Source organism: Arcobacter venerupis (genome assembly GCF_013201665.1).
GTDB classification, from domain to species: domain Bacteria; phylum Campylobacterota; class Campylobacteria; order Campylobacterales; family Arcobacteraceae; genus Aliarcobacter; species Aliarcobacter venerupis.
In genome coordinates, this window is sequence record NZ_CP053840.1 from 1,681,978 (window position 1) to 1,707,243 (window position 25,266).

The 25,266-nt window shown below is 25.3% G+C and carries 24 protein-coding genes; 6 read left to right on the forward strand and 18 right to left on the reverse strand.

The window, feature by feature from the left end; translation table 11 throughout:
* Window positions 1–71: 71 nt before the first annotated feature.
* The 8 genes from AVENP_RS08375 to AVENP_RS08410 form a co-directional block, all read right to left on the reverse strand.
* On the reverse strand, window positions 72–1,979 hold the full coding sequence (locus tag AVENP_RS08375; RefSeq protein WP_128360156.1) for an EAL domain-containing protein: 1,908 nt from the start codon (window positions 1,977–1,979) through the stop codon (window positions 72–74).
* Window positions 1,979–2,437, reverse strand: a complete 459-nt coding sequence (locus AVENP_RS08380; protein ID WP_128360157.1) for a hypothetical protein — start codon at window positions 2,435–2,437, stop codon at window positions 1,979–1,981. Before AVENP_RS08380 ends, AVENP_RS08375 begins: the two co-directional genes overlap by 1 nt.
* Window positions 2,437–4,320, reverse strand: a complete 1,884-nt coding sequence (locus AVENP_RS08385; RefSeq protein WP_128360158.1) for a TonB-dependent receptor plug domain-containing protein — start codon at window positions 4,318–4,320, stop codon at window positions 2,437–2,439. Before AVENP_RS08385 ends, AVENP_RS08380 begins: the two co-directional genes overlap by 1 nt.
* 78 nt (window positions 4,321–4,398) lie before the next feature.
* Window positions 4,399–5,109, reverse strand: coding sequence for an energy transducer TonB (locus tag AVENP_RS08390; protein WP_128360159.1), 711 nt, complete (start codon window positions 5,107–5,109; stop codon window positions 4,399–4,401).
* A complete protein-coding gene (gene exbD, locus AVENP_RS08395) occupies window positions 5,106–5,483 on the reverse strand; it encodes a TonB system transport protein ExbD (protein WP_128360160.1) in 378 nt (125 codons plus the stop codon). Before exbD ends, AVENP_RS08390 begins: the two co-directional genes overlap by 4 nt.
* On the reverse strand, window positions 5,464–5,889 hold the full coding sequence (gene exbB, locus AVENP_RS08400; RefSeq protein WP_128360161.1) for a TonB-system energizer ExbB: 426 nt from the start codon (window positions 5,887–5,889) through the stop codon (window positions 5,464–5,466). The genes exbD and exbB overlap by 20 nt, the downstream gene beginning before the upstream one ends.
* Entirely contained in the window at window positions 5,886–7,241 is a 1,356-nt protein-coding gene (locus AVENP_RS08405) for a PepSY domain-containing protein (protein ID WP_128360162.1), read from the reverse strand. Before AVENP_RS08405 ends, exbB begins: the two co-directional genes overlap by 4 nt.
* A gap of 8 nt (window positions 7,242–7,249) precedes the next feature.
* The gene (locus AVENP_RS08410; RefSeq protein ID WP_128360163.1) at window positions 7,250–9,292 is read right to left on the reverse strand and encodes a TonB-dependent receptor; all 2,043 of its coding nucleotides are present in this window, start codon (window positions 9,290–9,292) and stop codon (window positions 7,250–7,252) included.
* Between the two features lie 349 nt (window positions 9,293–9,641).
* Between AVENP_RS08410 and AVENP_RS08415 the strand changes: the two genes are divergently transcribed.
* Window positions 9,642–11,510: a methyl-accepting chemotaxis protein gene (locus AVENP_RS08415; protein ID WP_128360164.1), complete on the forward strand. Its 1,869-nt coding sequence runs from the start codon at window positions 9,642–9,644 to the stop codon at window positions 11,508–11,510.
* Window positions 11,511–11,552: 42 nt separating this feature from the next.
* On the opposite strand, the gene AVENP_RS08420 is transcribed toward AVENP_RS08415, so the two are convergent.
* The 8 genes from AVENP_RS08420 to AVENP_RS08455 all read right to left on the reverse strand — a co-directional run bounded on the left by AVENP_RS08420 (window position 11,553) and on the right by AVENP_RS08455 (window position 19,218).
* The gene (locus AVENP_RS08420; RefSeq protein ID WP_128360165.1) at window positions 11,553–11,921 is read right to left on the reverse strand and encodes a DCC1-like thiol-disulfide oxidoreductase family protein; all 369 of its coding nucleotides are present in this window, start codon (window positions 11,919–11,921) and stop codon (window positions 11,553–11,555) included.
* Window positions 11,918–12,151, reverse strand: a complete 234-nt coding sequence (locus tag AVENP_RS15870) for a helix-turn-helix domain-containing transcriptional regulator (protein ID WP_204514137.1) — start codon at window positions 12,149–12,151, stop codon at window positions 11,918–11,920. The genes AVENP_RS08420 and AVENP_RS15870 overlap by 4 nt, the downstream gene beginning before the upstream one ends.
* A gap of 19 nt (window positions 12,152–12,170) precedes the next feature.
* Window positions 12,171–12,752 (reverse strand): hypothetical protein, encoded by a 582-nt coding sequence (locus AVENP_RS08430; RefSeq protein WP_128360166.1) that lies wholly within the window; start codon window positions 12,750–12,752, stop codon window positions 12,171–12,173.
* A gap of 221 nt (window positions 12,753–12,973) precedes the next feature.
* On the reverse strand, window positions 12,974–13,222 hold the full coding sequence (locus tag AVENP_RS08435) for a hypothetical protein (protein WP_128360167.1): 249 nt from the start codon (window positions 13,220–13,222) through the stop codon (window positions 12,974–12,976).
* A 20-nt stretch (window positions 13,223–13,242) separates the two neighbouring features.
* Complete coding sequence (locus tag AVENP_RS08440) at window positions 13,243–13,425, reverse strand: hypothetical protein (RefSeq protein WP_128360168.1); 183 nt, start codon at window positions 13,423–13,425, stop codon at window positions 13,243–13,245.
* Between the two features lie 16 nt (window positions 13,426–13,441).
* Window positions 13,442–15,721, reverse strand: coding sequence for an ATP-binding protein (locus AVENP_RS08445; protein WP_128360169.1), 2,280 nt, complete (start codon window positions 15,719–15,721; stop codon window positions 13,442–13,444).
* A 22-nt stretch (window positions 15,722–15,743) separates the two neighbouring features.
* The gene (locus tag AVENP_RS08450) at window positions 15,744–18,113 is read right to left on the reverse strand and encodes an AAA family ATPase (protein ID WP_128360170.1); all 2,370 of its coding nucleotides are present in this window, start codon (window positions 18,111–18,113) and stop codon (window positions 15,744–15,746) included.
* Entirely contained in the window at window positions 18,100–19,218 is a 1,119-nt protein-coding gene (locus tag AVENP_RS08455) for a metallophosphoesterase family protein (protein ID WP_128360171.1), read from the reverse strand. Before AVENP_RS08455 ends, AVENP_RS08450 begins: the two co-directional genes overlap by 14 nt.
* 118 nt (window positions 19,219–19,336) lie before the next feature.
* Between AVENP_RS08455 and AVENP_RS08460 the strand changes: the two genes are divergently transcribed.
* From AVENP_RS08460 to AVENP_RS08470, 3 genes are all read left to right on the forward strand, one after another.
* A complete protein-coding gene (locus tag AVENP_RS08460; protein ID WP_128360172.1) occupies window positions 19,337–20,191 on the forward strand; it encodes an AraC family transcriptional regulator in 855 nt (284 codons plus the stop codon).
* Window positions 20,192–20,280: 89 nt separating this feature from the next.
* The gene (locus AVENP_RS08465; RefSeq protein WP_128360173.1) at window positions 20,281–20,979 is read left to right on the forward strand and encodes a hypothetical protein; all 699 of its coding nucleotides are present in this window, start codon (window positions 20,281–20,283) and stop codon (window positions 20,977–20,979) included.
* Between the two features lie 497 nt (window positions 20,980–21,476).
* The gene (locus tag AVENP_RS08470; RefSeq protein WP_128360174.1) at window positions 21,477–21,872 is read left to right on the forward strand and encodes a NifB/NifX family molybdenum-iron cluster-binding protein; all 396 of its coding nucleotides are present in this window, start codon (window positions 21,477–21,479) and stop codon (window positions 21,870–21,872) included.
* A 44-nt stretch (window positions 21,873–21,916) separates the two neighbouring features.
* Here the strand turns inward: AVENP_RS08470 and AVENP_RS08475 are convergent, their stop codons facing one another.
* Window positions 21,917–22,621: a peroxiredoxin gene (locus AVENP_RS08475; RefSeq protein WP_118917212.1), complete on the reverse strand. Its 705-nt coding sequence runs from the start codon at window positions 22,619–22,621 to the stop codon at window positions 21,917–21,919.
* A 313-nt stretch (window positions 22,622–22,934) separates the two neighbouring features.
* Between AVENP_RS08475 and AVENP_RS08480 the strand changes: the two genes are divergently transcribed.
* On the forward strand, window positions 22,935–24,095 hold the full coding sequence (locus tag AVENP_RS08480; RefSeq protein WP_128360175.1) for a TsoY family (seleno)protein: 1,161 nt from the start codon (window positions 22,935–22,937) through the stop codon (window positions 24,093–24,095).
* 110 nt (window positions 24,096–24,205) lie between these two features.
* Complete coding sequence (locus AVENP_RS08485) at window positions 24,206–24,634, forward strand: DsrE family protein (RefSeq protein ID WP_128360176.1); 429 nt, start codon at window positions 24,206–24,208, stop codon at window positions 24,632–24,634.
* A 32-nt stretch (window positions 24,635–24,666) separates the two neighbouring features.
* Here AVENP_RS08485 and AVENP_RS08490 read toward each other — a convergent pair whose 3' ends face one another.
* Window positions 24,667–25,257: a DUF134 domain-containing protein gene (locus tag AVENP_RS08490; RefSeq protein WP_128360177.1), complete on the reverse strand. Its 591-nt coding sequence runs from the start codon at window positions 25,255–25,257 to the stop codon at window positions 24,667–24,669.
* Window positions 25,258–25,266: the final 9 nt, after the last annotated feature.

Below are 25,266 nucleotides of genomic sequence, written 5' to 3' on the forward strand. Positions count from 1 at the left end.
TATTTTACAAAAACTATAATTAAAATACGGTTTGATGGTTGAATTAATTTTACAATATAATTCTATATTATCTATTTATCCATCTCTTGTGGAATATTAAAGTAATATCCTTGAGAGTAATCAACCTCAAGTAATTTTATCATTTCATAAATTTCTTTACTACTTACATGCTCAGCAATCACTTTAATTCCTGCTTCTTTTGCAAATTCAACAATATTTTTTACTAATAAAAATGATATTTTATCTTCTAAAATTTTACTTATTAAAGAACCATCAACTTTTATGTAATCAATTTTTATTTGTGATAAATATACAAAATTTGAATATCCACTTCCAAAATTATCAATAAATAGTTTATAGCCTAGTTTTTTCAGCATAATTAAATTCTCTTTTGCATTTTCAGAAGTTAATAAATCTTTGCTTTCAACGATTTCTAGACCTAATCTATTTGAAATATTATCTTCCAAAGCAAAATTCTTTAAGATTTGAAGAACTGAATTATCAGTAAGATCTTTTGAGTTTATATTTAAATTTATTTTAATATCTTTATTTTCTTGTAACTTTTTATAACAGATTTTTAAAACAGATTTTGTAATATTTCTTAAAATAAATGTACCTTTGATTACAGGTAAAATTTTTTCTGGAAGAATTACATTCCCATTTTTATCTATAATTCTTAGTAGTGCTTCATAATGTGAAACTTCTTGAGTTTTTGTATCTACAATTTTTTGATAATAACAAATAACTTGATTTTTATCTATTGCATCTTTAATCTCATTTATTGAAATGCTTAAATCATTATTTTTATTTTCTCTTTCATCATAAATTTCAATATTATTTCTACCTTTACTTTTAGCATTGTACAAAGCTAAATCGGCTAGTTTAAAGGCATCTGTAAAATTTCTTGATTTATTTGGTACTAAATTTACTCCAATTGATACAGTTATATTCATAAATTCTTGATTGTTAATTTGGAATTTCTTTTCTTGAATATTTTTAAAAATTCTCTCAATTACATTTAATGCACTTAAATTATCATTTCGATTGATTTTTGCCAAGATTACAAACTCTTCTCCTCCGTATCTAATAACAATATCCTCTTTTAAACGAATGGTTGAAGTTATAGATTGAGCGATTTGAGTTAATATTTTATCTCCTGTATCATGTCCATAAGTATCATTTACTACTTTGAAATAATCAATATCTAAAGTTGCCAAAATATATTCATCTAAATTTATAAAACTTTCTGATTCTTGTAGATAATTTCTATTATAAACTCCCGTTAATTTATCAGTATAAGCTGTTTTTTTAACTGCTGTATATTTAAATGTTTGAACAATTAAAAGAATAAGAAAAATAACTATAATTAAAATAATTATAATAATTGCATATTTCATTAACTTAAGAATTTGATTTATGTCTTCAATTTTTTTAATTGAAAAATCAACAGCTAAAATAAGTTCAACCTTATTGTTTTTTACAATAGGAACTAAATAGGTAATTAATATTTGATGAGAATATCCATGGTCGATTGTAAGAGGTTTTTTTGTTTCAAAAATTTCAAGCCATTTTGGATTATCTATGTCAAACTTTTGATTTAGAAAAGCTTTTTCACTATCTTTTGCTCCATCTGCTAAAAATCTAAATACTCCTCTGTAATCTTTATAAATTAAATAGGCATATTTTATATTTGAAGTTAATAATAGACTTAAATTCTTTTCAATTTGTGCTCGTAAATTTACATTTGTCTCTATCTCTTTTACATAACTGCTAGAAATTGTTTCTAAGGCTTTATCTATAAATAAAGCATTGTTATTTGCTATAGACATAACATCAAAAGTAGATATATCAATCATTTTATGAGTTATGTTTTTTTCTAATTTAATTGTTCCATAAAGTAATAATAAAAAAATACAAGATACAAAAGAAGCCAAAAATATTAAATATATTGGATTTTTGATAAATAAAATTTTCTTCATTAAAAATCCTCCACAAATTTATCATAATCTTTTGATAATTTTATTTTTTCTTTTTCTAATCTAGCTTTTATAAAAGTGATATTAGGTCTACTTTTGTTCCAAAAAAATGCGCCAATATATCTATTATCGTTTAATAATTTTTCATAGTTATTTGTAAAAAATATCTTGTTTTCATAATTTTTACAATAAAAATTTAAATTAACTTCTCTTTTTACAAAAATAAAATTTGCATCAACACAGTTATTTGTTAAAGTAAAATTCTTAGAATATACACCTTTTTCCATATCTGAAATTTCTGGAATAAAAAGTTTAATATCATTTTTGATTGAAGCATTGGCAATATTTAATATGATTTGAGATTCAAGTTCTAGCTCTTTATCATATTTATTAAGTAAAAAAGTGTATTGTTCAGCATTTAAAAATGAAATAAGTGTTATTAAAAATATTATAAATTTCATTAAAACATCCACTTCATTGAAAGTGAAAATACTCTTTCATAATCATCAAGTACAAAATTATTTCCTGAATCTGTAAATATAGATTGTGTTGAACTATCCAAAAGATTCTCACCTTTTAAACTAATTTTTAAATTTTTATTTATATTATATGAAGTTCCCAATGAAATATTATAAGATGCATCCACATTTAAATCTGCATAAGTATAAGCATTTCGATATATTAAAGAAGTGAAATATTCAAATTTATCATACTCTCCCATATACTTAATATTTGCACCCTTATCTGAATTACTTACATTCTCACTTATCTTTGTTGCAAAATAATTTAACGATAATTTGTCAATATCTGAAAGCTGATAGTCATAACTGTAAATAAAACCTTCTGTTTTAATAGTACGGTCACTAATATTCATAAATCCATATTTAGGATGATAATAAAGGAAATCATCTATTTGTACATTATGATGAGTTATTCTAAATTTTTGTTTTTCAGTTGTATAAACGCCCTCAATTGTGAAGTATTTATATTCTTGTACATCTAAATTTCTATTTGTAAAAGCATAATCAATATTATAAAAAGCTGGTGGAAGATAGGTTTTTGTGTAAAAAGTTTTTAAGCCAAAATTTTCATAAGGAGTATAAATAGCACCTACTCGATAAAGAGATTCTGTAATATCATCTAAAAATCCAGTTCTTTTATATTTATCAACTTTTGCATTACCAATTAAAATTAAATTATCAAAAAGTTTGTAATCATCCTCAAGCATGAAAGAAATTATTTGTTCTTCATCAAAATCGGCATATTGATTTAAATTATCCACTTGATTAGAAAATTTGACTATTTTTACATTTTGTTTATCAAATCTTTTCTTTGACGCACTAAGTCCTGTTATAAAATTGTTCTTTCCATATTCATAAGACTTTGTAATATCAGCTTTTAATTTTGTTAATTTTAAATCCGAATCTAGTTCTTTAGAATTACTAAAATATAATAAATCCATTCCTTCTTGATTTACTTCTTCATTTTTCATGTTATTTACATCTAAAGAAAGATTTAATTTGAGCGAATTGTCATTAAGAAAATATTTTCGAACATCTACATAAAAATCTTTTCTGATAATCTCTCCATCATCGGGAACTGAATCATAAGCCAATCCAGTATAATTGTCTTTTGTCAAATCATTATATGCCATATTTATATCTGTTGTTTCATTATTTAAATTTAGAAATAGATATTTTCTTGTTGCGTCATTATTTAATTTATTTTCTTTGTATTTAGTACTTTCATTGTTTTTTTCACTACTAAAAAATACTAAATGTGACCATCCATTTTCATATGCTTTTGAATTTGTTAGACTTTGAGCAGAACTACCTTTTGATGTTCCTTTTAAATTTAGCTCTGTTCCATTTTCTTTCATACCTTTTTTTGTATAAAGTCTTATAAAATAGATTCCGGTCTCAGTTCCATTAGAAAATGAGCTTTCACCATAATATATCTCTATATGATCAATAAAATCTAAAGGCAAATCTCCCCAAGAGGTAGAGGCACTTTGAGTATAAATTGAACTAACTTCATGGTCGTTAATAAAAATTCTTAAAAATCCACTAACTGCTGCTTTTGTAGCAGAAGGAGACACAGTTAAAACTCCAAATCTATTTTTGTTAAAATTTATAAGTGGTAATTCTTTTAAAACATCATTTAACTTATTATATTGCATAAGTTGTATATCTTTTTGAGAATAGATAAAAACATGCCCAAGTTTTTCATCTATTGTTTGTAATGATTTTTCGCTAGTAGTGTTATATTGTTGTAATAAATTATCTATGTCATTAGAAAATAGTAAGCTATGAAATATAAAAAATAATAAAAAATAAATTTTCATAATGCCCTAGTTTTAAGTTTTTTGCGTATTGTAATTAAATTTTGGTTAATTTATAATTACAATAATGATTATCTTAGTCTAAATCAGTTTATATTCAATAGGAATTTGAATCTCTATATTTTTATTTGTTTTTGGGAAGTTTTTTGAAGCTTCTTGAATTGCTTCAATTGTTGCATTCTGTAAGAATTTATGACCTTCAATAATTTCAATACTTTCAACAGTACCATTTTCTAAAATTTTAAACCTAGCAATTACAACACCTTCAATAGAAAGTTTTTTTGCTTTCAAAGGATATTTAACATTTTCATTAATTAGTTTTCTAATAAGAGCTAGATGTTTATCTAAATACTCTTTTTTTTCATCAACAGATTTTGGTAAAATTTCTTTTTCTGTAGAGATAGATTTTTCTACAGTTTTATCTGAAATTTCTTTTTCTAATTTTTCATTAACTTCAATCTTTTTTTCAACAATCTCTTTTTTTATATTTTTTTTCTCAACAACTTTTTTTTCAATCTTTTTTTTGACAATAGGAGTTGGTGTTTCAACAACTTTTTCTACTAATTCTTTTACCACTTCTTTTTGTTCTTTGAGTTCTGGTTCTTCTTTTATTTCTTCTTTTTGTTCACTCTTTATCTCCTGTTTTACTTCTACATGATTTAAAGATATTGTTTTTATTTCATCTACTTTTTCTATGATGATTTTATCGTTTGAAAACGTATAAAAAATTCCTATTGCAAAAAAAACATAAAAACATAAAGCTATAAAAAAAGAGTTAAAATATCTTTTCATTTTTTTGTCACAATTGAGATATTTGAGTATTCGTAGCTTTTTAACATATCTAAGATAGATACAAAAGTCTCAAATTTTGCATTTTTATCACTATTTATATGAATTGGTGTATCTTTTGGGAATTGTAAAATATGTTCTTTTATATTGTCTAAACCCTCTATAAAGTTATTACAATAAAAAGTTCCATCCTCTTTAATTACTATAATTATCTCTTTATCTACTTTTAAATTATTTGCATTTGTTGCAGTTGGCAGGGATATTGGAATTATCCCTTTTGATATAAAAGTTGAAGTCATTAAAACAATAGTTAAAAGTACAAGTAATACGTCAATAAAAGGTATTACATTTATAGAATCATACTTCTTCAGTTTCATATTTACTCTCTAACACTTCTGCATAACGACCTAAAATATTATAAAAAATCTGAGAAGCAATAGCAACCACAAGTCCAGCAGCAGTTGCTTTTAAAGCAAGTGCCAATGAACTCATAATTTTTGCAGCTTCTATATCACCATTTCCCATAGTCATAAAAGTAAGCATAATTGCCAACACAGTTCCAAGCAATCCAATATATGGAGAATTTGAAGCAATTGTTCCAATAATTGTAAGATGTTTTGTCAAAGCAATATCTAGAGCTTTTTTATTTTTATAACTTGATACATCCATGTTTTTATAAAAAATTACCCTTTCAATAAAAAACCAAAAAGAGATAAAACTCATAAATATAAGCAAGGCAATAACACCATAATCAACTAGATTTTTTAAAACTTCTATATTCATTGTAAAATCCTTTTTCTTAAATTACTTCTTAAATACCATCTAACAACACCTGTAATTAAAAGTACAAGTAAAAGTATTGAAGCTATATCATTTATCCAAATCCACCAAGAAGCAAAAAAACTTCCATCATGCAAAGAGTATAAAAGATTATGTAAAGTTACATTGTCAAAAACTGGCAATTTTATATCATGACTATGAGATGAGAAATATTGGATTTTTCCATCTTTAAAAAATATATCTTTGAACATATGTGGAGTATCTTCTAAAACTTTAAAACTGTTATTGTCTAAAACTCTATTTGATGAACCCATTCCACTAACATATAAAACATCGCCTTTTCTAATAAGTTTATAGGCAAACCCTTCTGAAACAAATTCAAAATTAATTAAATCACTACTTTTGAAAATTCCAAATCTATTTCCAATATAAAAATCTTTTCCATCAAAATCCGCTCCAAAAATATCACTTTTTAGAGTTTTATAAACTGGTGGTAAAATCTTGTTTGGAATTGTAATTTCATTCATAAATTTATTTAAATCTTTGCCATGATCAAGAAAAATACCACTTATTACTAAAAGTATTATAGGAATTATTGCAATTATTGAAAAAATGTTTGAATGAAGTTTTACAAAATACTTTATACTATTTTTGTAGGTTTTACTACTTTTTATATTTTTAATAAGCCACCATAAAATAAAACCACTAAAACCCAAAATTATTAAAACAATTGCAGCATAATCATTTATTAATAATGAAATATGCCCATCAAAAAGACCTCTTCCATAGTGTATATCTCGTACTAATCTTGAAAGAGTTATATCATTAGTTAGTAACTTTTCAGGAATTGCAACTTCTTTATCAAATAATATTAGATTAGTATTTAAATCCACAAAAATTACATTTGTTTTATCTTCTACTACTAATAATCTATCTTTGTATATATTTAAAGATTTTATAATCTTTCCATTTAATAGATATTTATTCCAATTTAAACTTTTAAATCCTTTTTTATAAATACCATTTGCTGTTGCTACATATAAAAAATCATCGCTATTTTTTATAGAATAAACAACTTCATCAAGGGTTTGAATAAAATTCTCTCCTGCATCAAAACTCTCATAAATTCCCCTAGCTCCACCTGCAATTATATGTTTTTCATCATTCGGATTTATCAAATAGGCATAAAAACTTCCATTATTTAGTTTATATACACTTGAGGGAACATCTTTTAAAGTAGTAGTATGTAAGAACTTCCAATTATAATGATCTAAAAAAAATCCGGTAATTGAAAGTATTAAAATAACCACTCCAGCTATTAAGCCAGAGATTTTATGTATTTTTCTATTTGTCATGATTTTTACTAAAACTTATAATTTAGACCAGCATAATAAGCTCTTGGATTACCAGGAGTATAACTATCTGACCAACTACTTGATGCACTTGTAGCGTATTTTTTATCTGTAATATTTGTAACTTTTCCAAAAATAGAAAGACTTTTTGAAAGATTATAAGTCCCTTTTACATTTCCAACTTCGTAACCTGAATATTTTTTTGTATTTTCATTATTCATATAATAATCACCAACATATTGGATTTCACCCATTAATGTTAGTTTTTTCATAAAATATGGATTGTAAAATAGTCTAAAATTTCCCGTATGATTTGGGGCTTCAGCCATTTCATTATCTTTATAATTATCATCATCAACAAAGTTATGTTTACTATAACTATATGCAATTTTTGAAGAAATATCTTCTGTTAGATTTGAGAATAAAGTTAATTCCATACCTTTATGTTCTGATTTCCCACCATTTAAATAATAAGTATTTCCATCAGCATCTTTATTTGTTGTAATCGTATCTTCTATATTCATAAAATATAGACTTGATTCAACATAAGCTTTTTCAAACTCTTTTTTAAATCCTACTTCATAAGTATTTGTTGTTTCTGGATCTAATTTTGCTTCTGAATATCCAGCTTTCATAGAATATAATTTTGTTGCAGATGGAATTGTAAAACCATTTGCATATCTTGTATATAAAGTTGTTGTTTCATCTAATTTATAAGTAAATGAAGCTTTTGGACTAAAGTGAGTAAAGCTATCTTCTTTATCATTTGGTCTGTAATAAACTCCAGAAGCATCAGTTCCAGTTGAGAGATTATTTTTATAATCAAATTTATTATAATCAAACCTTGCACCTAAATCAAAATCTAGTTTGTCTGTCATTTCCCATTTATTATTTACATAAGGAGCAATTGCTGTATATGTTACATCATAATCATAAATTGAACCTTTTGGATATGTTTTTCCACTAGCTGTTGTTGCAAAATCTTGATTATAAACTAAAGATGAATCTGTATATTCTGTATCAAAACCAAAAATAACTTCTCCATAATTTGTATCTAAAGTATTTCTTTGAAGTAAACCAAGAGTATATATTTTAGTATCGTTTGATGGAAGATTTTTTTCCCATGTAGCTACATATTTATTTTCATTAAATCTAATATATGGAGTTAAAACTATTTCTAGATTGTCATTAGTATAATTTGCCCAATCAACACTAAGTCTTGCAAAATCGAACTCTCTTCTTATATCTGTATTGTTTAAAGCTGTATAAAAAGAAGCTTTATCACTAGCTTTTTTTGAAGCATCTGTAATATAAGAATAATCACTAAAACTATCGGCTTGTTCGGCATCTGTTTTTGTATAGTTAAATATAGTTTTTAAGATATTTTCATCATTATATTTATAGTCATATCTTAGATTTGCTTCAACTCTATCATAAGAAGTGTGTTCTCTATATCCATCTTCTGTTGAATAACTAACATTTGCTCTATATGCTGATTTTTCATCTATAGTATCACTCATTTCTGCTTTTGCAGAATAAAAACCAAAACTTCCTGCTGTTGTTTTTACTTCTCTCTCAAGCTGTTTAGAAGGCTTTTCCAATGAGTTTACATTAATAGTTGCCGCAACTGCATCAGAACCATATAAGGCACTTCCTGCACCTTTTAAAACTTCAACATTATCTGCATTTTCAAAACTTGTATATGCTAAACCATTGTGATTAAAAAAACCTGAAGATTGAACAGCAATTCCATCTTGCATAAATAAATAATATCCATTTGTACCATTTGGCATACGAATAGCAGTTGTGTGTCCAATTCCTGAACTTGTTTGTTCAATTCGAACACCTGAAAGTGAGTTTAACAACTCTTTTTGAGTAGTAGCTTGGTCTAAATCAATTTCATTCTTATCTTTTTTTGAAATACTATTTGCGATGACAAGATTTTGTTCTTCTTGTTTAGTTTGGGTTACACTTATTTGATTTAATTCTATTATTGAATCATTTGCTAAAAGATAAGTGCAAACACTTAATGATAAGATAAGTTTTTTGCTCATTGTTTTTAATTTCCTAAAATAATTTTTAGAATAGTAAAACAATTGTGTTAATTATCTATTAATTATTTATTTTCCTATCTTTTGATTCATATTAAATCTTGCTATTTTTGCCTTGGATATTTTAAAAGATTTGCATATTTAATATAAAATTATTTTATTTTTAAGATATTTCACATTTTTCTTATTTTAATAAGTCATCATTATAATAATAGTCTAAAAATATTGAAAAATAGGTATATTATAATATTGTATTACTTATTATTAATATTAGCAATACAAATATTTTTTACTATCTTTAAGATTACTAAAGATATTATTCTAGTGAAAAAACATCAGTTCAGGAGAAAAAATGTTCCATAATATGACTATTTCTAAAAAATTATATTCAGGTTTTTTTATCATGATAGCAATAATTATCATTATAACATCAATTGGAATTATGAAAGTAAATTATATAGATACAACTTTACAAGATATTGTAGAAGTTAACTCAGTAAAACAAAGATATGCGATAAATTTCAGAGGAAGTGTTCACGACAGAGCCATAGCAATTAGAGATTTAGTATTATCATCGAATAAAGATGATGATTTATTTAAAAAATCATACGAAAATATAAAAAAATTAGAAGATTATTATGCCAAATCAGCAGAACCTTTAAAAGCAATATTCAAAGAAAGTTTAAATGTAGATGATAAAGAGAAAGAAATTTTAGCAAGAATCAATAACACAGAAGCAAAAACGCTTCCAATGATAACTAAAATCATTGAATTAAAAAGTAATAATCAAGATGAAGAAGCAAAAGATTTATTACTTACACAAGCAAAAGAGAGTCTAAGAACTTGGCTAAATGATATAAATGAATTTATAGATTATGAAGAAAATAAAAATCAAATCGCAACACCAAAAGCCAGAGAAGTTGCAAGTAGTTTTTCATATATTATGATTTCAGTTTTAATTGTATCTTTAATTATTGGAGTTTTAATAGCTTTTTTAATATCAAATCAAATTATATCATCAGTAACAAAAGTTCAAATTGGATTACAAAACTTTTTTGATTTTTTAAATAAAAAAACTAAAAACTCAGCAATGATTGATTTAAATAGTAAAGATGAATTTGGTGATATGGCACAAACAATTAATTCAAATATACACTCTATTGAAATTGGAATAAAACAAGATGAAGAGTTTGTAAATGATATTGCAAGATTTGCAAAGCAGATAGGTTCAGGTAATCTTGTTGCAAAAATAAGTAAAGATACTCAAACAAAATCTTTACTTGAATTAAAAGAGATTTTAACAAATATGCAAAATGAGTTAGAACAATCTATTGCTAAAAATATTCCTACACTTTTAAGTGTTTTAGAGAGTTTCAAAAAACATGATTTTACAGCAAAATTTCCAGATGCACACTCAAAGGTTGCAGTTGCAATAAACCAATTAGGAAATGTAATTTCTACATTATTGAATCAATCATTAAGTGTAGGAAAAACCCTAGAAAGTTCATCTGCATCTTTAATAGAAAATGTAAATGAATTAAATCTTAGTGCAAATGAAGCAGCAGCATCACTAGAAGAAACAGCTGCTGCACTTGAACAAATAACAGGAACAGTAAAAAGTAACTCTAATAATGTAGCTAAAATGTCTGGTTTTGCAAATGAAGTTAATAGTTCTGCAAAAGAAGGTCAAGAATTAGCAAAAAGTACAAGTGCGGCAATGACTGAAATTTCACAACAAGTAAATACAATAAATGACGCCATAAGTATAATTGATCAAATTGCATTCCAAACAAATATTTTAAGTCTAAATGCTGCTGTAGAAGCAGCAACAGCAGGAGAAGCTGGAAAAGGATTTGCTGTAGTTGCAGCAGAAGTAAGAAACTTAGCAAATAGAAGTGCAGAAGCAGCTAGAGAGATAAAAAACATAGTAGAACAGGCAACTTCAAAAGCAACATATGGAAAAACAATAAGTGATAAAATGAGTAAAGGTTATGAAGAGCTAATAATAAATATAGACAAAACAACTGATATTATTCAAGATATTGCAAAAGCTTCAAAAGAGCAAGAAATAGGTATTTATCAAATTAATGATGCAATAAATTTATTGGATAAACAAACGCAAAAAAATGCAAATATAGCATCACAAACAAGAGATATTGCAGTTAAAAATGACTCTATTGCAAAAGAGATGGTTTCTGATTTAAGTAATAAGAAGTTTTAAGAAAGTAGGAGTTAATCCCTACTTCTTGATTTTTAGATAATATCAAATCTTGCTATTTTTTCCTAAAATAAAAAGCATAATTTTTCGCAAAATGAAAAAAAGTTTATAAAGAGAATTTGAAAAAAGATTGTCATAGCGAAAGAAAAAATGAAGTTTTCCCAAAAGAGTAGTTTTATCAACAGCACTATTTAAAAACTCTAAAGCCTTTGCACCTTGAAAACAATCGTTTTTATAAACCACGATAAAACCATCATTTATGTTTAGGTTTCCAGAAATAAGAGATATTTCATCAAGATTTTCCCTTGCGTCTTTTAGAGTTATTTCAAAGTTCTCTTTTAGTTTTAAAAAGTTTGCGTATTTTGAGCAAAATGGACATTGTTTGTCGTAGTAGAGGGTTATATTTTGTTTCAAGTTTTTGATTTCTCTATATTTGCAAGGGCTTCCGATAATTCATCTTTATCGCCATCTTTTAAAACTTGAGCTAAATATTCATCTCTTATTTCTTTATTGTCTAAGTATTCGGAAATATCAAAATTTTTTAACTCATTTATTTTGAATTTTTCATAACCTTTGTCAAAATTTTCTGCAAAATCTTTATTTTGTAATTTTCTTTTTTCTATGTATTTTTGTAAATCATCCATTTTATTTTTCCTTTATAAATTAGCTAATAAGTTCTTTTGCAAACTTATGAATTTCATCATCAAAATATACTAATAAAATAGATATATCATCTTTCATATTAGTATATTCAATTTTATTTATGATTTTTTCATAATGAAAAATCCTATTTCTAAATTTTCTTATTTTATTTAATTCTTTATCCAATATTTGTCTTGTAATAAATTTTTGACTTCTTTTTGGAATATTTGGAAATATATGTTTTATATCTTTTATTCTAATCAAATTTGAATAAGACTTACGAAAAAATGAAGTCCAAAAACCAAAAGATAATTCTGAAATGATTTTGTCATGAGTCAAAATCTCTTTTCTTTGTTCTATTTTATTTTTTGATTCTATAATTCTTTGTTTTGTATCAAAATGTAAAATTTCAGATTCAAGCCAATTTGATGATATTTTTTCTTTAAAATAATTATCAATAGAATTTCTCAAACTTACTTCAAAAATTGATAGTAAAATATAATATTTTTCAGATTGATAAATATTTCGTTTATATTCATCAAAATCTTTAAAATGACTAAGTCGAATATCACTTATAAATTTAGTTTTAACTTCACTTCTCACTTGACTTTCCTAAACTATTTTTATATAATTCTCACATGACACCCAGTAAGCCTTAAACCTTTGAGTTTAAGCTTGGGTTTTTTTATGCCTAATTTTTTATAAATTTACTTTCAATCAAATCGTTTTCCCAATGTCAGCAAAACGATTTATATTTCATATAATAACATTAAAATTTATTTTTATTTAAAAATATGTCAATTTGTAATAATATTTAATCTATTCTATTTAATATAAGTTTTCAATAAATTATTCGTTTGTAACAAACAAATATCATTAGATATAACCTCCATCACTTCATCTAATTTTTCAATAAACCTCTTATCTGTTATAAATAAATACATTGCAACTTCTTTTTTCGCATCATCAAGAATATCAATATTTTTATGTTTTAATATAACATGTAATTCTAAATTATATGTATGATTTAATGAATGAAAAACTGCTTTTAATTCGATTGAAGAATAAAGCATATTTTCTAAATAACAATTTCTTAATCATCTGGAGTATTCATCTGTAAAAATTTATAATCTGTTTCTATAATACTATTTAATTTTAAATATAAATTTTCTAACTGTGCTTTTACTTTTTCTAATTTTTTATTATGGAAATGAATACTAATTGCGACTAAGGATGTAATAGTTATCCCACTAATTTGAATTATTTCTGCTGTCATAAAAGTCCTTATCTAATTATAAACTTTTAACATCATTAAAAAGTTTTTTCAGTTCCGAAATATCCATATCTAAAAGAGGTTCATACATAAATGAATTTATATGAATATTCTCAGGAGTCATAATATTTACACTATCTAAAACTTTTATAACTTCTTTTGTTCCAATTTGACAAAAACCACTAAATAATTCCCTTGTTTGATTACCTTTTGTGCTTATATATTCCAAAAAAAACATTTGATTTCCACTATTATTTTTCCAACAAAAAATATGAGAAGATAACTTAATTTCTTTAATCATAAACTCTTCTGCTTTTAATCTAATCGCTATTGCTAAAATTATTTTATTCTCTAATTTATTATCATCATTTGAAATATGATAATCAGCTATTTCAATAATTAAATCATATACATTATCATTTATAATATTTATTGAGGAATCAAAATTATCTTTACCAATATATTCTTTATATATCATTTTTAATTGCTCAAATTTTATATGTTTTGTATCATTTTTTAAATGTAATAAATGAGTTAATAATAAATAATCTTCATCTATATTTGTAAAAGTATTAACACCTCTGTCAATTCCATATTCGATTAAATTTCTAACAAATGGAATAAGTGCTAATATGTGTTTCTTTACATCAATCGAATTAAAATCAATTTTGTAATGTTTTCCTGCACTCATCACATCTTTCCAAATTTCAAAAGGATTGTTTTGGTAATGTTCTTTTACTATTTTAATTTCATTATTAATTTTTAAAACATGTAGTTTTTTATCCCAACTTATATCCAAACGACTTGAAATACTTCTATAAAAATCAAAATTATGAGATAAAATAATCATATAAAAGTAAGGTTTCCCAAAAATATCTTTCTCTTCTGAAATATCTTTTAAATATTCGATAATCGCATACTTATTTTTGTAATCAAATGAATCAGCAATATCATCAATAATGAATAATGTTTTTTGATTATCTTTTTTTCTTTTTTCAATATCAAAAATAATATTTAATAAATATAAAGCCCTTTTTTCGCCCTGACTTAATGAATCTTTATCCTCTAATTCATTTCTATTTAATTTTATAGTTCTACCATTTTTATCAATAAAAGTAAATATAATTTTAGGAAGAGTTTCACCTATTATTGAACTTGTTAAATTATCTATTTCCATTTTAAATGGTAAAGTAAATCTATTATTAAAAATATCAATAGCCTCTTTCCAAGTTGTATCATCAATGTTCAGTGAACTAATTTGTGTTTTAAGTATCGAATATTTTCCTTTTAAATTTTCAAAATTATCTTCATCTAATTTTAAATATGAAAGCCAAAGTTTTTTTCTAAATTGTTCTAAATTAGATTCTTTTAATTCTTCTAAAATTTCAGGATATGTTTCGATAATATCTTTTAAAGCAATACCTTTTGCATCACTTAATAATTTTTCAATAGCTACAAATTCTTTAGTATCTTTAAGTTTTTTTTCGATTTCTTTAATTTTAGAATTTAATTCTCCAATTGTTGAAATATTCAAATCTCCATTTAACAAGATTTTATTATCTTTAACAAAAAAGTTATTTCCTTTTAGTTCTTTTTCTATGCCTTTTAATTTTGGTAATGTAAAACTACCTTTTTCAAAAAATGCATAATTTTTATATATTTCATCACTTTTTTCTATATATTCTGTTATTTTAGTTTGAAATTCAGTAGATTTAATTTTCTTATTTAATACAGATTCATCAAATATGTCACAATATTTAATGTTTTCAAAATAAGTATTATCTTTTGGCAATATAAATGAATTTAAATTTTGTAAGAAGCTTTTATCAAAAAAGGGAAAATCTTTCATCATCTGAGGTTCTAGTTCAAAAATTATCTTGCCTAAAGATGTTTTTGAAATCTTTAATCCTGATTTTTTTTCTAAATTTTTTAAAATTTCATTTCTTATATTTAAAACTTCTTCTAATTGAATTTTTAAACTATCATTAATTAACAATGAAGAAATACTGCCTGATTCATAAGCTTTTTCAAATGAATTAATTACAAAAATTTCTTCTTTTTGTATATTATTTCCATCAATAAGTATATTTTTTTTAACAGGTGTATTTTTAAAAATCAAATCTCCTATTTTATCCTCTTTTCCTTCTTGAAATTTTTTAAATACTTTTGTAAAAGATGTTTTCATTAATCCATTTTTTGCATAAATTAAATTTACATTATATTCAGGTGTAAAATTAAACTCTTTATCTAATTTTTCTATTCCAAAACAATTTTCGAACTCTATTTTTAATTGATTCATACTCTTTCCCCTTTTTTATAATTTACACTTCCACAACCCGCTCAAACATCTCTTTAATCTCCATTTCATGGCTTATCAGAAATATTTGTCTATACTGTTCTTTGATAGTATGGAAGGCTTCTAAGATTTCCATTCTTCTTGCTTCATCTTGGCTTCCAAACACTTCGTCAAAGGCTAGGAACTCTACACTACTTGCGCCACTTAGTTCGCTGAGTGTTTTTGATATGGCGATTCTTAAAACTAAGTTTGCTAGATCGATTTCACCACCACTGAATCTTTCGATTGGGTATTTTTTGCCTTCATCGTAGATGTAAAAATCAAAGTCGTTCGATACTTCTATGTGTTGGTATTTGCCTTTTGTGATTTGGGCATACATAGTTGAGGCTATGTCTGAAATTCTTGGGGCTACTTTTGAGTTTAGTTTTGTTTTGAACTCGGCTAGGCTTATTTTGATTTTTTCGTAGTCTGTTAAATCATCTTTTTTTGTTTGTACTTTTGATAGCTGTATTTCGTTGTTATTTAGGCTTTCTTGGATTGTTTTGATTTGACCTTGGATTGTGGCTATTTTTACTTTTAGTTCATTTATACCAGCTGTTAGACTATCTTTTTTTGCTTGTACCTCATCGTATTGTTTTATTTTTTCTTGATGTTTTACCTCATCGTAGTTTATGGCTTGGTATTCTAGGTCTTTTTGTAGAAGTTCTAGGTTGTATTTGTCTTGGTTTTGTATTGAAGTTTGTAGTTCTTCTTTTATACTATCTACTCTTTTTAGCATTGTTTCAAGACTTAGTACATATTCGTATTTTGATTTTAGCTCTTTTTGTTTTTCAAGCATTTGTTCGTGTATAGAATTATCGTAAGAGTAGATTTCTAGTTTTGCTAGTTCTGTTTTATTTTTTACACCTTTTTGTGTAACTTTTTCAAAATGCTCTTTTTGGAGTTGTAAGTCTTTGTTTTTACTCTCTATTAGATTTATAGCTTTTGATAGTTCAAAGTGTTCTTTTATATATGCTTTTTGAGACTCTTCTATTTGCTCTTTGTTTTTTTGTATCTCTTCTAGGTTTATAGTGGCTTTATCAATTTTTTCTTTTTGTGTTGTTTTTACTATATGCTCTAATGAGAGTATTACATTATCATATTCATCAAGAAGTGGTCTTGTACAAGTTGGACAGTTTGATTCTCTTCCTAGGTTTGTGATATTTTCTATCTTTTTTGAAATATCAGATATTAGTTTTTGTTCACCTGCTATTTCTTGAAGTAAGGTTTTTTCTTTTGTTTGTATTTGTATAAGGGTTTGTTTTATACTCTCTAGTTTTAGCTCAAGGGCTTTTTCTTTTTCTACTAACTCTTTATGCTCTTTTGTTTCAAACTCTAAAAGGATTATTGTCTCTTTTGCTTTTTTGTACTGATCTCGCAGTTCATTTTGCTCTAGAATTAACCCCTCTTTTCTTATGTGAAACTCTTTTAGTTTCTCTTGTTCTTTTATACTCTCATGTAAGCTTATATACTCTTCTTTAACACTTTGTAATCCTCTAAGTTCAGTTTGTTTACTATTTAGATTATTTAGCTCATGTGAAAGCTTATCTTGATTTACTTGGTGAGATTTAATACTATTTTTTAGAAGTTCACATCTTGCGTGTAGGTTTTGTTTTTGCTCTTTTGTTTTTGTATATAGTTCTAACTCTTGTTTTATAGTTTGTTCTTCTATTTTTGTATTATCTAAAAGTGTTGTTCTTGTGCTTATATCTTTTTGTATCTCTTGGCTTTGTTTTGTATACTCTACTATATACTCTTTTTTAATACCTATATCTTCAGCACTTAATAATACTTCTGCAAATGCCCCTATTTCTCGCTTTAATTCTCGGCTTTTTTCTATTAGCTCTTTTTCTACAAAATCTATCTTTTCAAGACCTAGAAGTTTTCTTATCATCTTCTTTCGCTCTTCTGGTTTACTATTACTTAAACTTGTCAGTTCCTTTTGAGAAGCAAAAAGTGTATGTACAAAAGCATCTTTACTCATCTTTGTTAGATTTATTATGCTTGTAGTTACTTCTTTTGCTCCTGTAGTTATAAGCTCTGCGTTTTTATATAGTTTGGCATTTGCACTTAGTGTTTTTCCTCTAAACTCTCTTATTACTTTATACTCTATAGTGTCAAACTCAAAATCTAGCTCTACTATAACTGCATCTTTAGAAGAGGCATTTGAGTTTCTTACTACTTCTTTATCACCTTTGCTTTTTAGTTCTCCATATAGGGCAAATAATATAGCTTCAAAAATAGTAGATTTTCCAGCGCCATTTTTTCCTATGATTCCTATAAGTCCTGATTCAAAGACTATTTCAAAATGTTTATACTTTTTGAAGTTTTCTAGTTTTAGATTAGTTAGTATCATAACTTAACTCCTCATATTTAGAAAATAGTTCTTGTACCTTTGATTTTAGTCTTTCATACTCTTTGTCTTCACTCTCTTCTTTTATATGCTCTAGGAAATACTCTTCTAGTGATATGGCTTCTAGGTTTTGTATATCTGAGTTTGAATCACTTTTTTTAAACTCTCTTTTTATACTCACACTCATGGCACTTGGAAATATATCTTTGATTTGTTTGTTTTGTATATCTATGGAACTTAGTGGCGTAAGATTTTTTAGTTTTACTTCTACTATAGCATCTAGGCAATCACCAACATCAAGATTTTGTATAGAAGTTTCAAAATCCTCACAATCTATCTCTTTTTGTCTTATAGCTCTTATGTTTATCTCTTTATACTCTATAGTTAAATTCTCTTCTAAAGTTGCGAATATAAAACCCTTTGAGTTTCGTTTATCATTTAGACTTGTTCTCTCACTACTTCCACTATAATACACATTTTCATATTTACCAACAGCGCCAAATCCATGCCAATGCCCAAGTGCTACATAATCCATTTTAGAAAAGATATACTCTTTGTTTGTTGGATATACCCACTCTCCAAACTCTTGCATCAAATACCAAGCACCAACACTACAATGCATCATCATAATATTTTTTTTAGATTCACTTATATTTGCTTCACAAAGTTCTATTTGAGTCAAAGCTTTTGAGTCATCATTTAGATGAGGTAGAGTATGAAAGATTACATCATCAAACTCTATTTTTTTATACTCTTGGTTATATGAAACATAGATATTTTTAAAGTTCTCAAAAATCTTTAGAATTGGTGAGCTGAGGTTAGTTCGAGGAGTTGAGTGATTTCCAGCTATTAAGATAAATGGAATATCCAAAGACTCTATTTCTTTAAACTTTTCAAGGGCAAAGGTAATTGCTCTATTACTTGGACTTGAACGATGAAATAAATCGCCAGTATGGATTATGTAATCTGGTTTGATTGTTTTGATTTGTTCAACAATTTGGGAAAAAGCATCATAAAAATCTGCTTCTCTTTGGTTTATGTTTTCATAGTTTATTATATCTAGGTCATTAAAACCTAGATGTGTATCGCTAAAGTGTAGAATTTTCAAAGTTTAATCTTTTTATTTTATTTTGTTAATAAATATTATAACAGACTAATGACTCACAAATGACTCAATTTTCATCTTTTACTTGTTTTATTGCATATAAAATCTTATAATTCCAACCATGGAAGATTTACTTGAAATCAAATTTTTATCAAGCCTAGAAAATGATGGCTTTGAAATTCTCACTTTAGATAAACTATTAGGAAAATATGATTTAACAAATCACTATATGACTAAACCCCATCGAATCAAGTTTTACAATATTTTATATTTTACAAATGCAGATGATTATCACTATGTTGATTTTAAAGAATATCCAGTAAAAAAAGGCTCGTTGATTTTTTTGAATAAAAATCAAATACATAACTTTAGTAAAACTGCAAATTATCAAGGATATATCATCCTTTTTACTGATAAGTTTTTAAGTAGAAACCTCATAAATATTCAAAAAGTTTTTTATAATATCTTATCAAAACCATATATTTTAGATAATTGTTTTGAAGAGTTTGAAACAATTTTTAAACAACTACTAAGTGAATATGAAGATAAAAACAATCTTTTTAAAGAAAAGATATTTACCCTACTTTTTAATTATCTGATTTTAAAATCTGAAAAACTTTTATCACTCAATTTTGATAATAATCAAAATAAAAAATATCTTACAATATTTGAAGAGTTCACAAAACTGCTACATAAAAACTATCAAATATCGAGAAATGTAAACTTTTATGCACAAAAATTAAATATCTCACCAAAACATTTAAACACTTTATGTAAAAAGTTTTTAAATCTAAGTGCCAAAAATACCATTGATAATTACATCATTTTAGAAGCAAAAAGAGAACTAATCTCTAACTTACCTATCAAAGAGATAGCCTATAAATTAGGTTTTATTGAAACAACAAACTTTGTTAAGTATTTCAAAAAACAGACAAATATCTCACCCTCAAAATTTAAAGAGCAATTAGGCTTTTAGTTTCATATTTACCATTTTTAATACTATTTTAACCTTTAAAAGATTTTTTCTAAAGTGTAAACTTCTTCATATACATTAAAGGATAAAAAATGAAAAAAAGAAATATTTTATTAACAACAATTACTCTAATCTCTCTAGCATACTCATCATTAAATGCTCAAGAGTTAAGTCAAAAAGAGAAAAGCATCTCACTTTTAGAGAAAGCATTTTCAACAAATCAAGATAGAAGTGGTTTAGCTTATATAAATGAGAAAAAATATATTCAGCATAATCTTTATGCCCAAGATGGAATTGCTGGATTAAAAGGATATTTAGATTATTTAAATGGAAAAGAACTTGAAAATAAAGTTTTAATTGCATTTGAAGATAATAACTATGTTGTAACTTTTTCTTTTGCTAAACAAGGAAATGAAATAAATAAAGTTATTGATATTTTCAGATTTGAAAAAGGATTAATAGTTGAGCATTGGGACAATGCTGAACCTCTAAAAAAAGATGAAAACCTAAATGTTGTAAAAACTGTGGATTTAGATAAAACCCAAGCAAATAAAAACTTGGTTAAAGAACTAATAAATAAAAAAGTATTAGATGGAACTTATTTAAAAAATCATTTGATTTTAGCTCAAGGTAATTTTGTTTTAGCACTAAATGAAATAGAAAAAGATAATCAAAAGATTTCATTATATGAACTTTTTGATGTAAAAGATTCAAAAATAGTTAAAAAATGGGATATAGAAGAGAAAATTCCACCTCTTTCTCAATGGCAAAACTCAAATGGGAAATTTTAAAGATGGCTTTTGCCATCTTTATTTGATATTGTAGATCTATTAAATCAACTTATACTGCAATTATTTATAAAATTCATAGTAAAAACCCTTTTAAAAGCTTGAATTATAGAAGTAAATAATGCTACAATTTTATTACGAGAGTATAACTATCTTCAAATTTTTATCGTTTTTATCGTAATGTCAATTTTTTTATATTGAATTCAATAACAACTCTTCTTATTACTTGAAAAAGTAGTTTGACCATTATAATATTTCTGGAAGTCATTGTGCTCTTAAACCATGAAGTTATCACTAATTGGTTCATATTGTAATTACCTATACATAAGTTGTATAGATAAAATAAAATTACAAAAAGAGATTGAATTTTCTGATTATTTTAATTATTAGACAAGGAAGTTTTATGGAATATGTTAGTGAATTAATATGGTTAAGTCTTTAGCCCATTGTTATATCAATAGATATAAACTTTATACAAAAAATGCAACAAAAGGAATAAAATGATTGCAATACCAATAAAAATAAAAAAAGAAACTTGTTCTGTATCCACACTATTTGGAAAAGCTAAATATTTTGCGTTAATAAACAACAACATCATTGAAATTGTTAAAAATGAACAAACAAGTGGAAAAGCTGTAGCTGCTTGGTTAAAAAGCAAAAATGTAAATATACTTATCACTTCTCACATGAGAGAAAAACCTTTTTCAAGCCTTTTAAATGACAATATTCAAGTATATTTAGCAAAAGACAAAGAAGTAGAAATCAATAAAATTTTATTACAATATGCAGATGGTGAATTACCTATTTTAGATAAAGAAAGTTTCAATTTATATTTTAAAAAGTATTCTTTCAAAAGAAACTCAAATTCTAAAATCGCTCATAAAGCCCACTACTAAAAAATTGAAGAATAGAAATTCTAAAATTTCTATTCTTATAAATATTAAGACATAATCTCTTCAATAGTAATATAATCTCCAACTCTTCCTGTCATTTGTTCAACATCAGTATTAACTGGAAGTGTTTTTTTACCAGGAACCCAACCAGCTGGGCAAACTTCACCAGTTTTACTTGCATGTTGCCAAGCTCTTACTTGTCTTAAAAACTCATGTACATTTCTTCCAACCATTGGTGCTTGAACTTCTTGAGCTACAACAGTTCCTTCTGGATTGATTAAAAATCTTCCTCTAAGTGCTAATCCTTCTTCTTCAATCATAACACCAAATGCTCTACTTACAGCACCTGTTGTATCTGCACCAATAGTTAATTTTAATCCTTTTAATAAAGGTTCAGTTTCAACAAATCTTTTATGAGAAAATTTAGTATCTGTTGATACAGCTAAAATCTCAACACCAAGTTCTTGGAACTCATCATATTTTGCATTCATAGCTGCGATTTCTGTTGGACAAACAAATGTAAAATCTGCTGGATAGAAACAAACTACATGCCATTTACCTTTATAATCTTCACTACTTACAGTTACATAATGACCTGTTTTTGAATCATACGCATCCATTTTGAACTCTGGAACTTTTCTTAAAACTAAACTTGAACTCATATTTTTTTCCTTTTTTATTTCATTATTATTTTCATTATCTAAAACTATTTCTTTTTCTTCAATTGGTTTTGCACCTGTATCACAAGCCATAAAAACTCCTTTATTTTACAAAGGATAATATTTTTCCTTTGATAAAAGAATTCTACAAAAACAAAACTAAAATTAAACTTAATTATAAAATATATTTATGATTTTATTATAATAATATATTATAATAGTGTCTAGAAGATTACATAATTAGAAGAGATAAGATAAAAATTTTTTAATTTATTATCTTTAATTTTTTTATAAAACACACTTATTTACAATTTGTTTATATTATAATAAAACTTTATAATACTTTCATAAGTATTTAATATAATATTTACTAATATCATAAAAAATTATTACTAAGGATTTATATATGAATTTAAAAGAAAATTTTTCTCCAATGTGTTTTTTAGCCTCATTAGGAGCAGGAGGTTTAAGTGTTTCATTTTTTATGTATCTAATGTTTTTAGTTCCACATCCAAATACACCAATGGCAACTTATGATTTTATTATGCCAGCTTTATTAAAAGGAGATTGGCTATCATTTATTGTTTCTTTTTCTTTAGTTTTTATTATTGCTTTTGCATTTTTACACTTTAAACTATTAATTTGGAATACTAAACAATTTAATTTATATGAAAAAACTGCTGCTTATAAAGAGTTAATAAATTCAAACTCTCAAATTACACTAATGACTATTCCATTAACTTATGCTATGACTATAAATGTATGTTTTGTTTTAGGTGCTGTATTTATTCCTGGCCTTTGGGGAATTGTTGAATATTTATTTCCATTCGCTTTATTTGGTTTTGTGATTGTTGGTTTTTTTGCATTAAAAATATTCTTTGAATATTTTTCTAGACTTTTAATAAAAGGTGATTTTGATTTTTCAAAAAACAATAATCTATCTCAAATGATTTCTATTTTTGCACTTTCTATGATAGCTGTTGGATTTGCAGCACCAGGAGCGATGAGTCATAATTTAATTATAAACTCTATTGGAATTTTCGCAGCTTTATTTTTTGCATCACTTGCAATATTTTTAATATTCATAAAACTTACAATGGGTTTTAAAAACATGTTTGAAAAAGGTTTAGGATTGGAAGCAGCTCCTTCTATTTGGATTGTTATTCCAATATTAACACTGCTTGGAATTACATTTATTAGAGTATCTTTTGGCCTAGAACACAATTATGCAACGCCTTTAAATAAATCTTCACTTTTTGTATTTACATCAACTATTTTATCATTACAAATTATATTTGGAATTTTAGGATATATGGTTATGAAAAGGATGGGTTATTTTGAAAAATATATTCACTCAAATGATAAATCATCAGTTTCATTTGCTCTTATTTGTCCAGGTGTTGCATTTTTCGTTTTTGGTATGTTTTTTATAAATTTTGGATTAGTACATAATGAAATTATTACAAAATATTCTATTGCATATTTTATTATTATGATTCCATTTATCTATGTTCAAATAAAAACAATAATCTATTTCTTTAAACTTTATAAAAAGTTTTCTTTCTAAAAAAGTAGAAGTTAATACTTCTGCTTTTTATTATTATATAAGTTTATTTTATCTATACTTCATAAGTTTTATTTATAATATTAAAACAATTAAATATAAGGAAATATAATATGAAAAAAGGTTTATTAGTTTTATTATCATCACTATTGTTAACAACAGCATCAATTGCAAATGAAAATTCTGCAAAAGGATTAAATGTGATTATTACATCAGAAGATGCACAAACTCAAATGATGGGAATGGTATTATCAATGATGACATTAAAACAAAACAAAGAAGTAAATATGACTCTTTGTTCAAAAGCAGGTGATTTAGCAGTAAAAGGAATTGAAAGTCCTATTTTAAAACCACAAGACAAATCTCCAAAAATGATGCTTCAAGCTCTGATGAAACAAGGTGCAAAAGTTAAGGTTTGTCCTTTATATTTACCAAATGTTTCAAAAGATGAATCAGTATTACTAGAAGGTATCACTGTTGCAAAACCTGATGAAGTTGCAAGTAGTTTATTAAACAAAGATTATCAAAATCTAAGTTACTAAAAAAAGTAAGAGTTATCTCTTACTTTTTTAATTTATGAATCCAATAAATTTGTCAAATCCTCTTTTTTACTTATTTGTTTTTCAATAGCTTGTATACCTTTTGCAAAAAGCGAATTTTTCAAACCTTCCCCTACTCTTGTAGATAAAAAAATATTAACTTTATGTTGCATCAATATTTGAGGTAAAACAATAGCTGGTTTTAAATTTTTTGAAGCAACTTGATTTTCAAAACTATGTAATAATGTAAGTTCATTATTTTGAACTTTATAAATCAATAAATATTTATCAGTTGCTAAAATCGATTCAAAATTATCTAAGGACGCACTACAAATAGCCACTATATAACCAGAATTATCATCTTGAATTGTAATTTTATTTCCATAAACCAATGCTCTTGTTAATTTTTGTCTTGCATTTTTTAGAATTCTTGTAAAAGTTGGTCTTGAAACTTCCATACTAATAGCTGCTTCTTCTTGATATAAATTTAAAATATCCATCAAATAAATAGCTTCCATCTCTTCATCTAACAACACAGTAACACCAGCAAATGGTTTATTTTCTGGTATAAAATCTTTAAATGCTGGTTTATATATTAAGTTTCTTTTATTTTTATCTCTACCCATTTTTATCCT

Bases quoted from the DNA above. Each gene is read 5' to 3' on its own strand.
- exbD (WP_128360160.1), bottom strand. From the start codon at position 5,483: ATGAAACTGAAGAAGTATGATTCTATAAATGTAATACCTTTTATTGAC.
- AVENP_RS08480 (WP_128360175.1), top strand. From the start codon at position 22,935: ATGAATTTAAAAGAAAATTTTTCTCCAATGTGTTTTTTAGCCTCATTA.
- AVENP_RS08435 (WP_128360167.1), bottom strand. From the start codon at position 13,222: ATGCTTTATTCTTCAATCGAATTAAAAGCAGTTTTTCATTCATTAAAT.
- AVENP_RS08470 (WP_128360174.1), top strand. From the start codon at position 21,477: ATGATTGCAATACCAATAAAAATAAAAAAAGAAACTTGTTCTGTATCC.
- AVENP_RS15870 (WP_204514137.1), bottom strand. From the start codon at position 12,151: ATGGATGATTTACAAAAATACATAGAAAAAAGAAAATTACAAAATAAA.
- AVENP_RS08415 (WP_128360164.1), top strand. From the start codon at position 9,642: ATGTTCCATAATATGACTATTTCTAAAAAATTATATTCAGGTTTTTTT.
- AVENP_RS08390 (WP_128360159.1), bottom strand. From the start codon at position 5,109: ATGAAAAGATATTTTAACTCTTTTTTTATAGCTTTATGTTTTTATGTT.
- AVENP_RS08460 (WP_128360172.1), top strand. From the start codon at position 19,337: ATGGAAGATTTACTTGAAATCAAATTTTTATCAAGCCTAGAAAATGAT.
- AVENP_RS08445 (WP_128360169.1), bottom strand. From the start codon at position 15,721: ATGAATCAATTAAAAATAGAGTTCGAAAATTGTTTTGGAATAGAAAAA.
- AVENP_RS08485 (WP_128360176.1), top strand. From the start codon at position 24,206: ATGAAAAAAGGTTTATTAGTTTTATTATCATCACTATTGTTAACAACA.
- AVENP_RS08475 (WP_118917212.1), bottom strand. From the start codon at position 22,621: ATGGCTTGTGATACAGGTGCAAAACCAATTGAAGAAAAAGAAATAGTT.
- AVENP_RS08375 (WP_128360156.1), bottom strand. From the start codon at position 1,979: ATGAAGAAAATTTTATTTATCAAAAATCCAATATATTTAATATTTTTG.
- AVENP_RS08405 (WP_128360162.1), bottom strand. From the start codon at position 7,241: ATGACAAATAGAAAAATACATAAAATCTCTGGCTTAATAGCTGGAGTG.
- AVENP_RS08380 (WP_128360157.1), bottom strand. From the start codon at position 2,437: ATGAAATTTATAATATTTTTAATAACACTTATTTCATTTTTAAATGCT.
- AVENP_RS08490 (WP_128360177.1), bottom strand. From the start codon at position 25,257: ATGGGTAGAGATAAAAATAAAAGAAACTTAATATATAAACCAGCATTT.
- AVENP_RS08450 (WP_128360170.1), bottom strand. From the start codon at position 18,113: ATGATACTAACTAATCTAAAACTAGAAAACTTCAAAAAGTATAAACAT.
- AVENP_RS08385 (WP_128360158.1), bottom strand. From the start codon at position 4,320: ATGAAAATTTATTTTTTATTATTTTTTATATTTCATAGCTTACTATTT.
- exbB (WP_128360161.1), bottom strand. From the start codon at position 5,889: ATGAATATAGAAGTTTTAAAAAATCTAGTTGATTATGGTGTTATTGCC.
- AVENP_RS08440 (WP_128360168.1), bottom strand. From the start codon at position 13,425: ATGACAGCAGAAATAATTCAAATTAGTGGGATAACTATTACATCCTTA.
- AVENP_RS08410 (WP_128360163.1), bottom strand. From the start codon at position 9,292: ATGAGCAAAAAACTTATCTTATCATTAAGTGTTTGCACTTATCTTTTA.
- AVENP_RS08465 (WP_128360173.1), top strand. From the start codon at position 20,281: ATGAAAAAAAGAAATATTTTATTAACAACAATTACTCTAATCTCTCTA.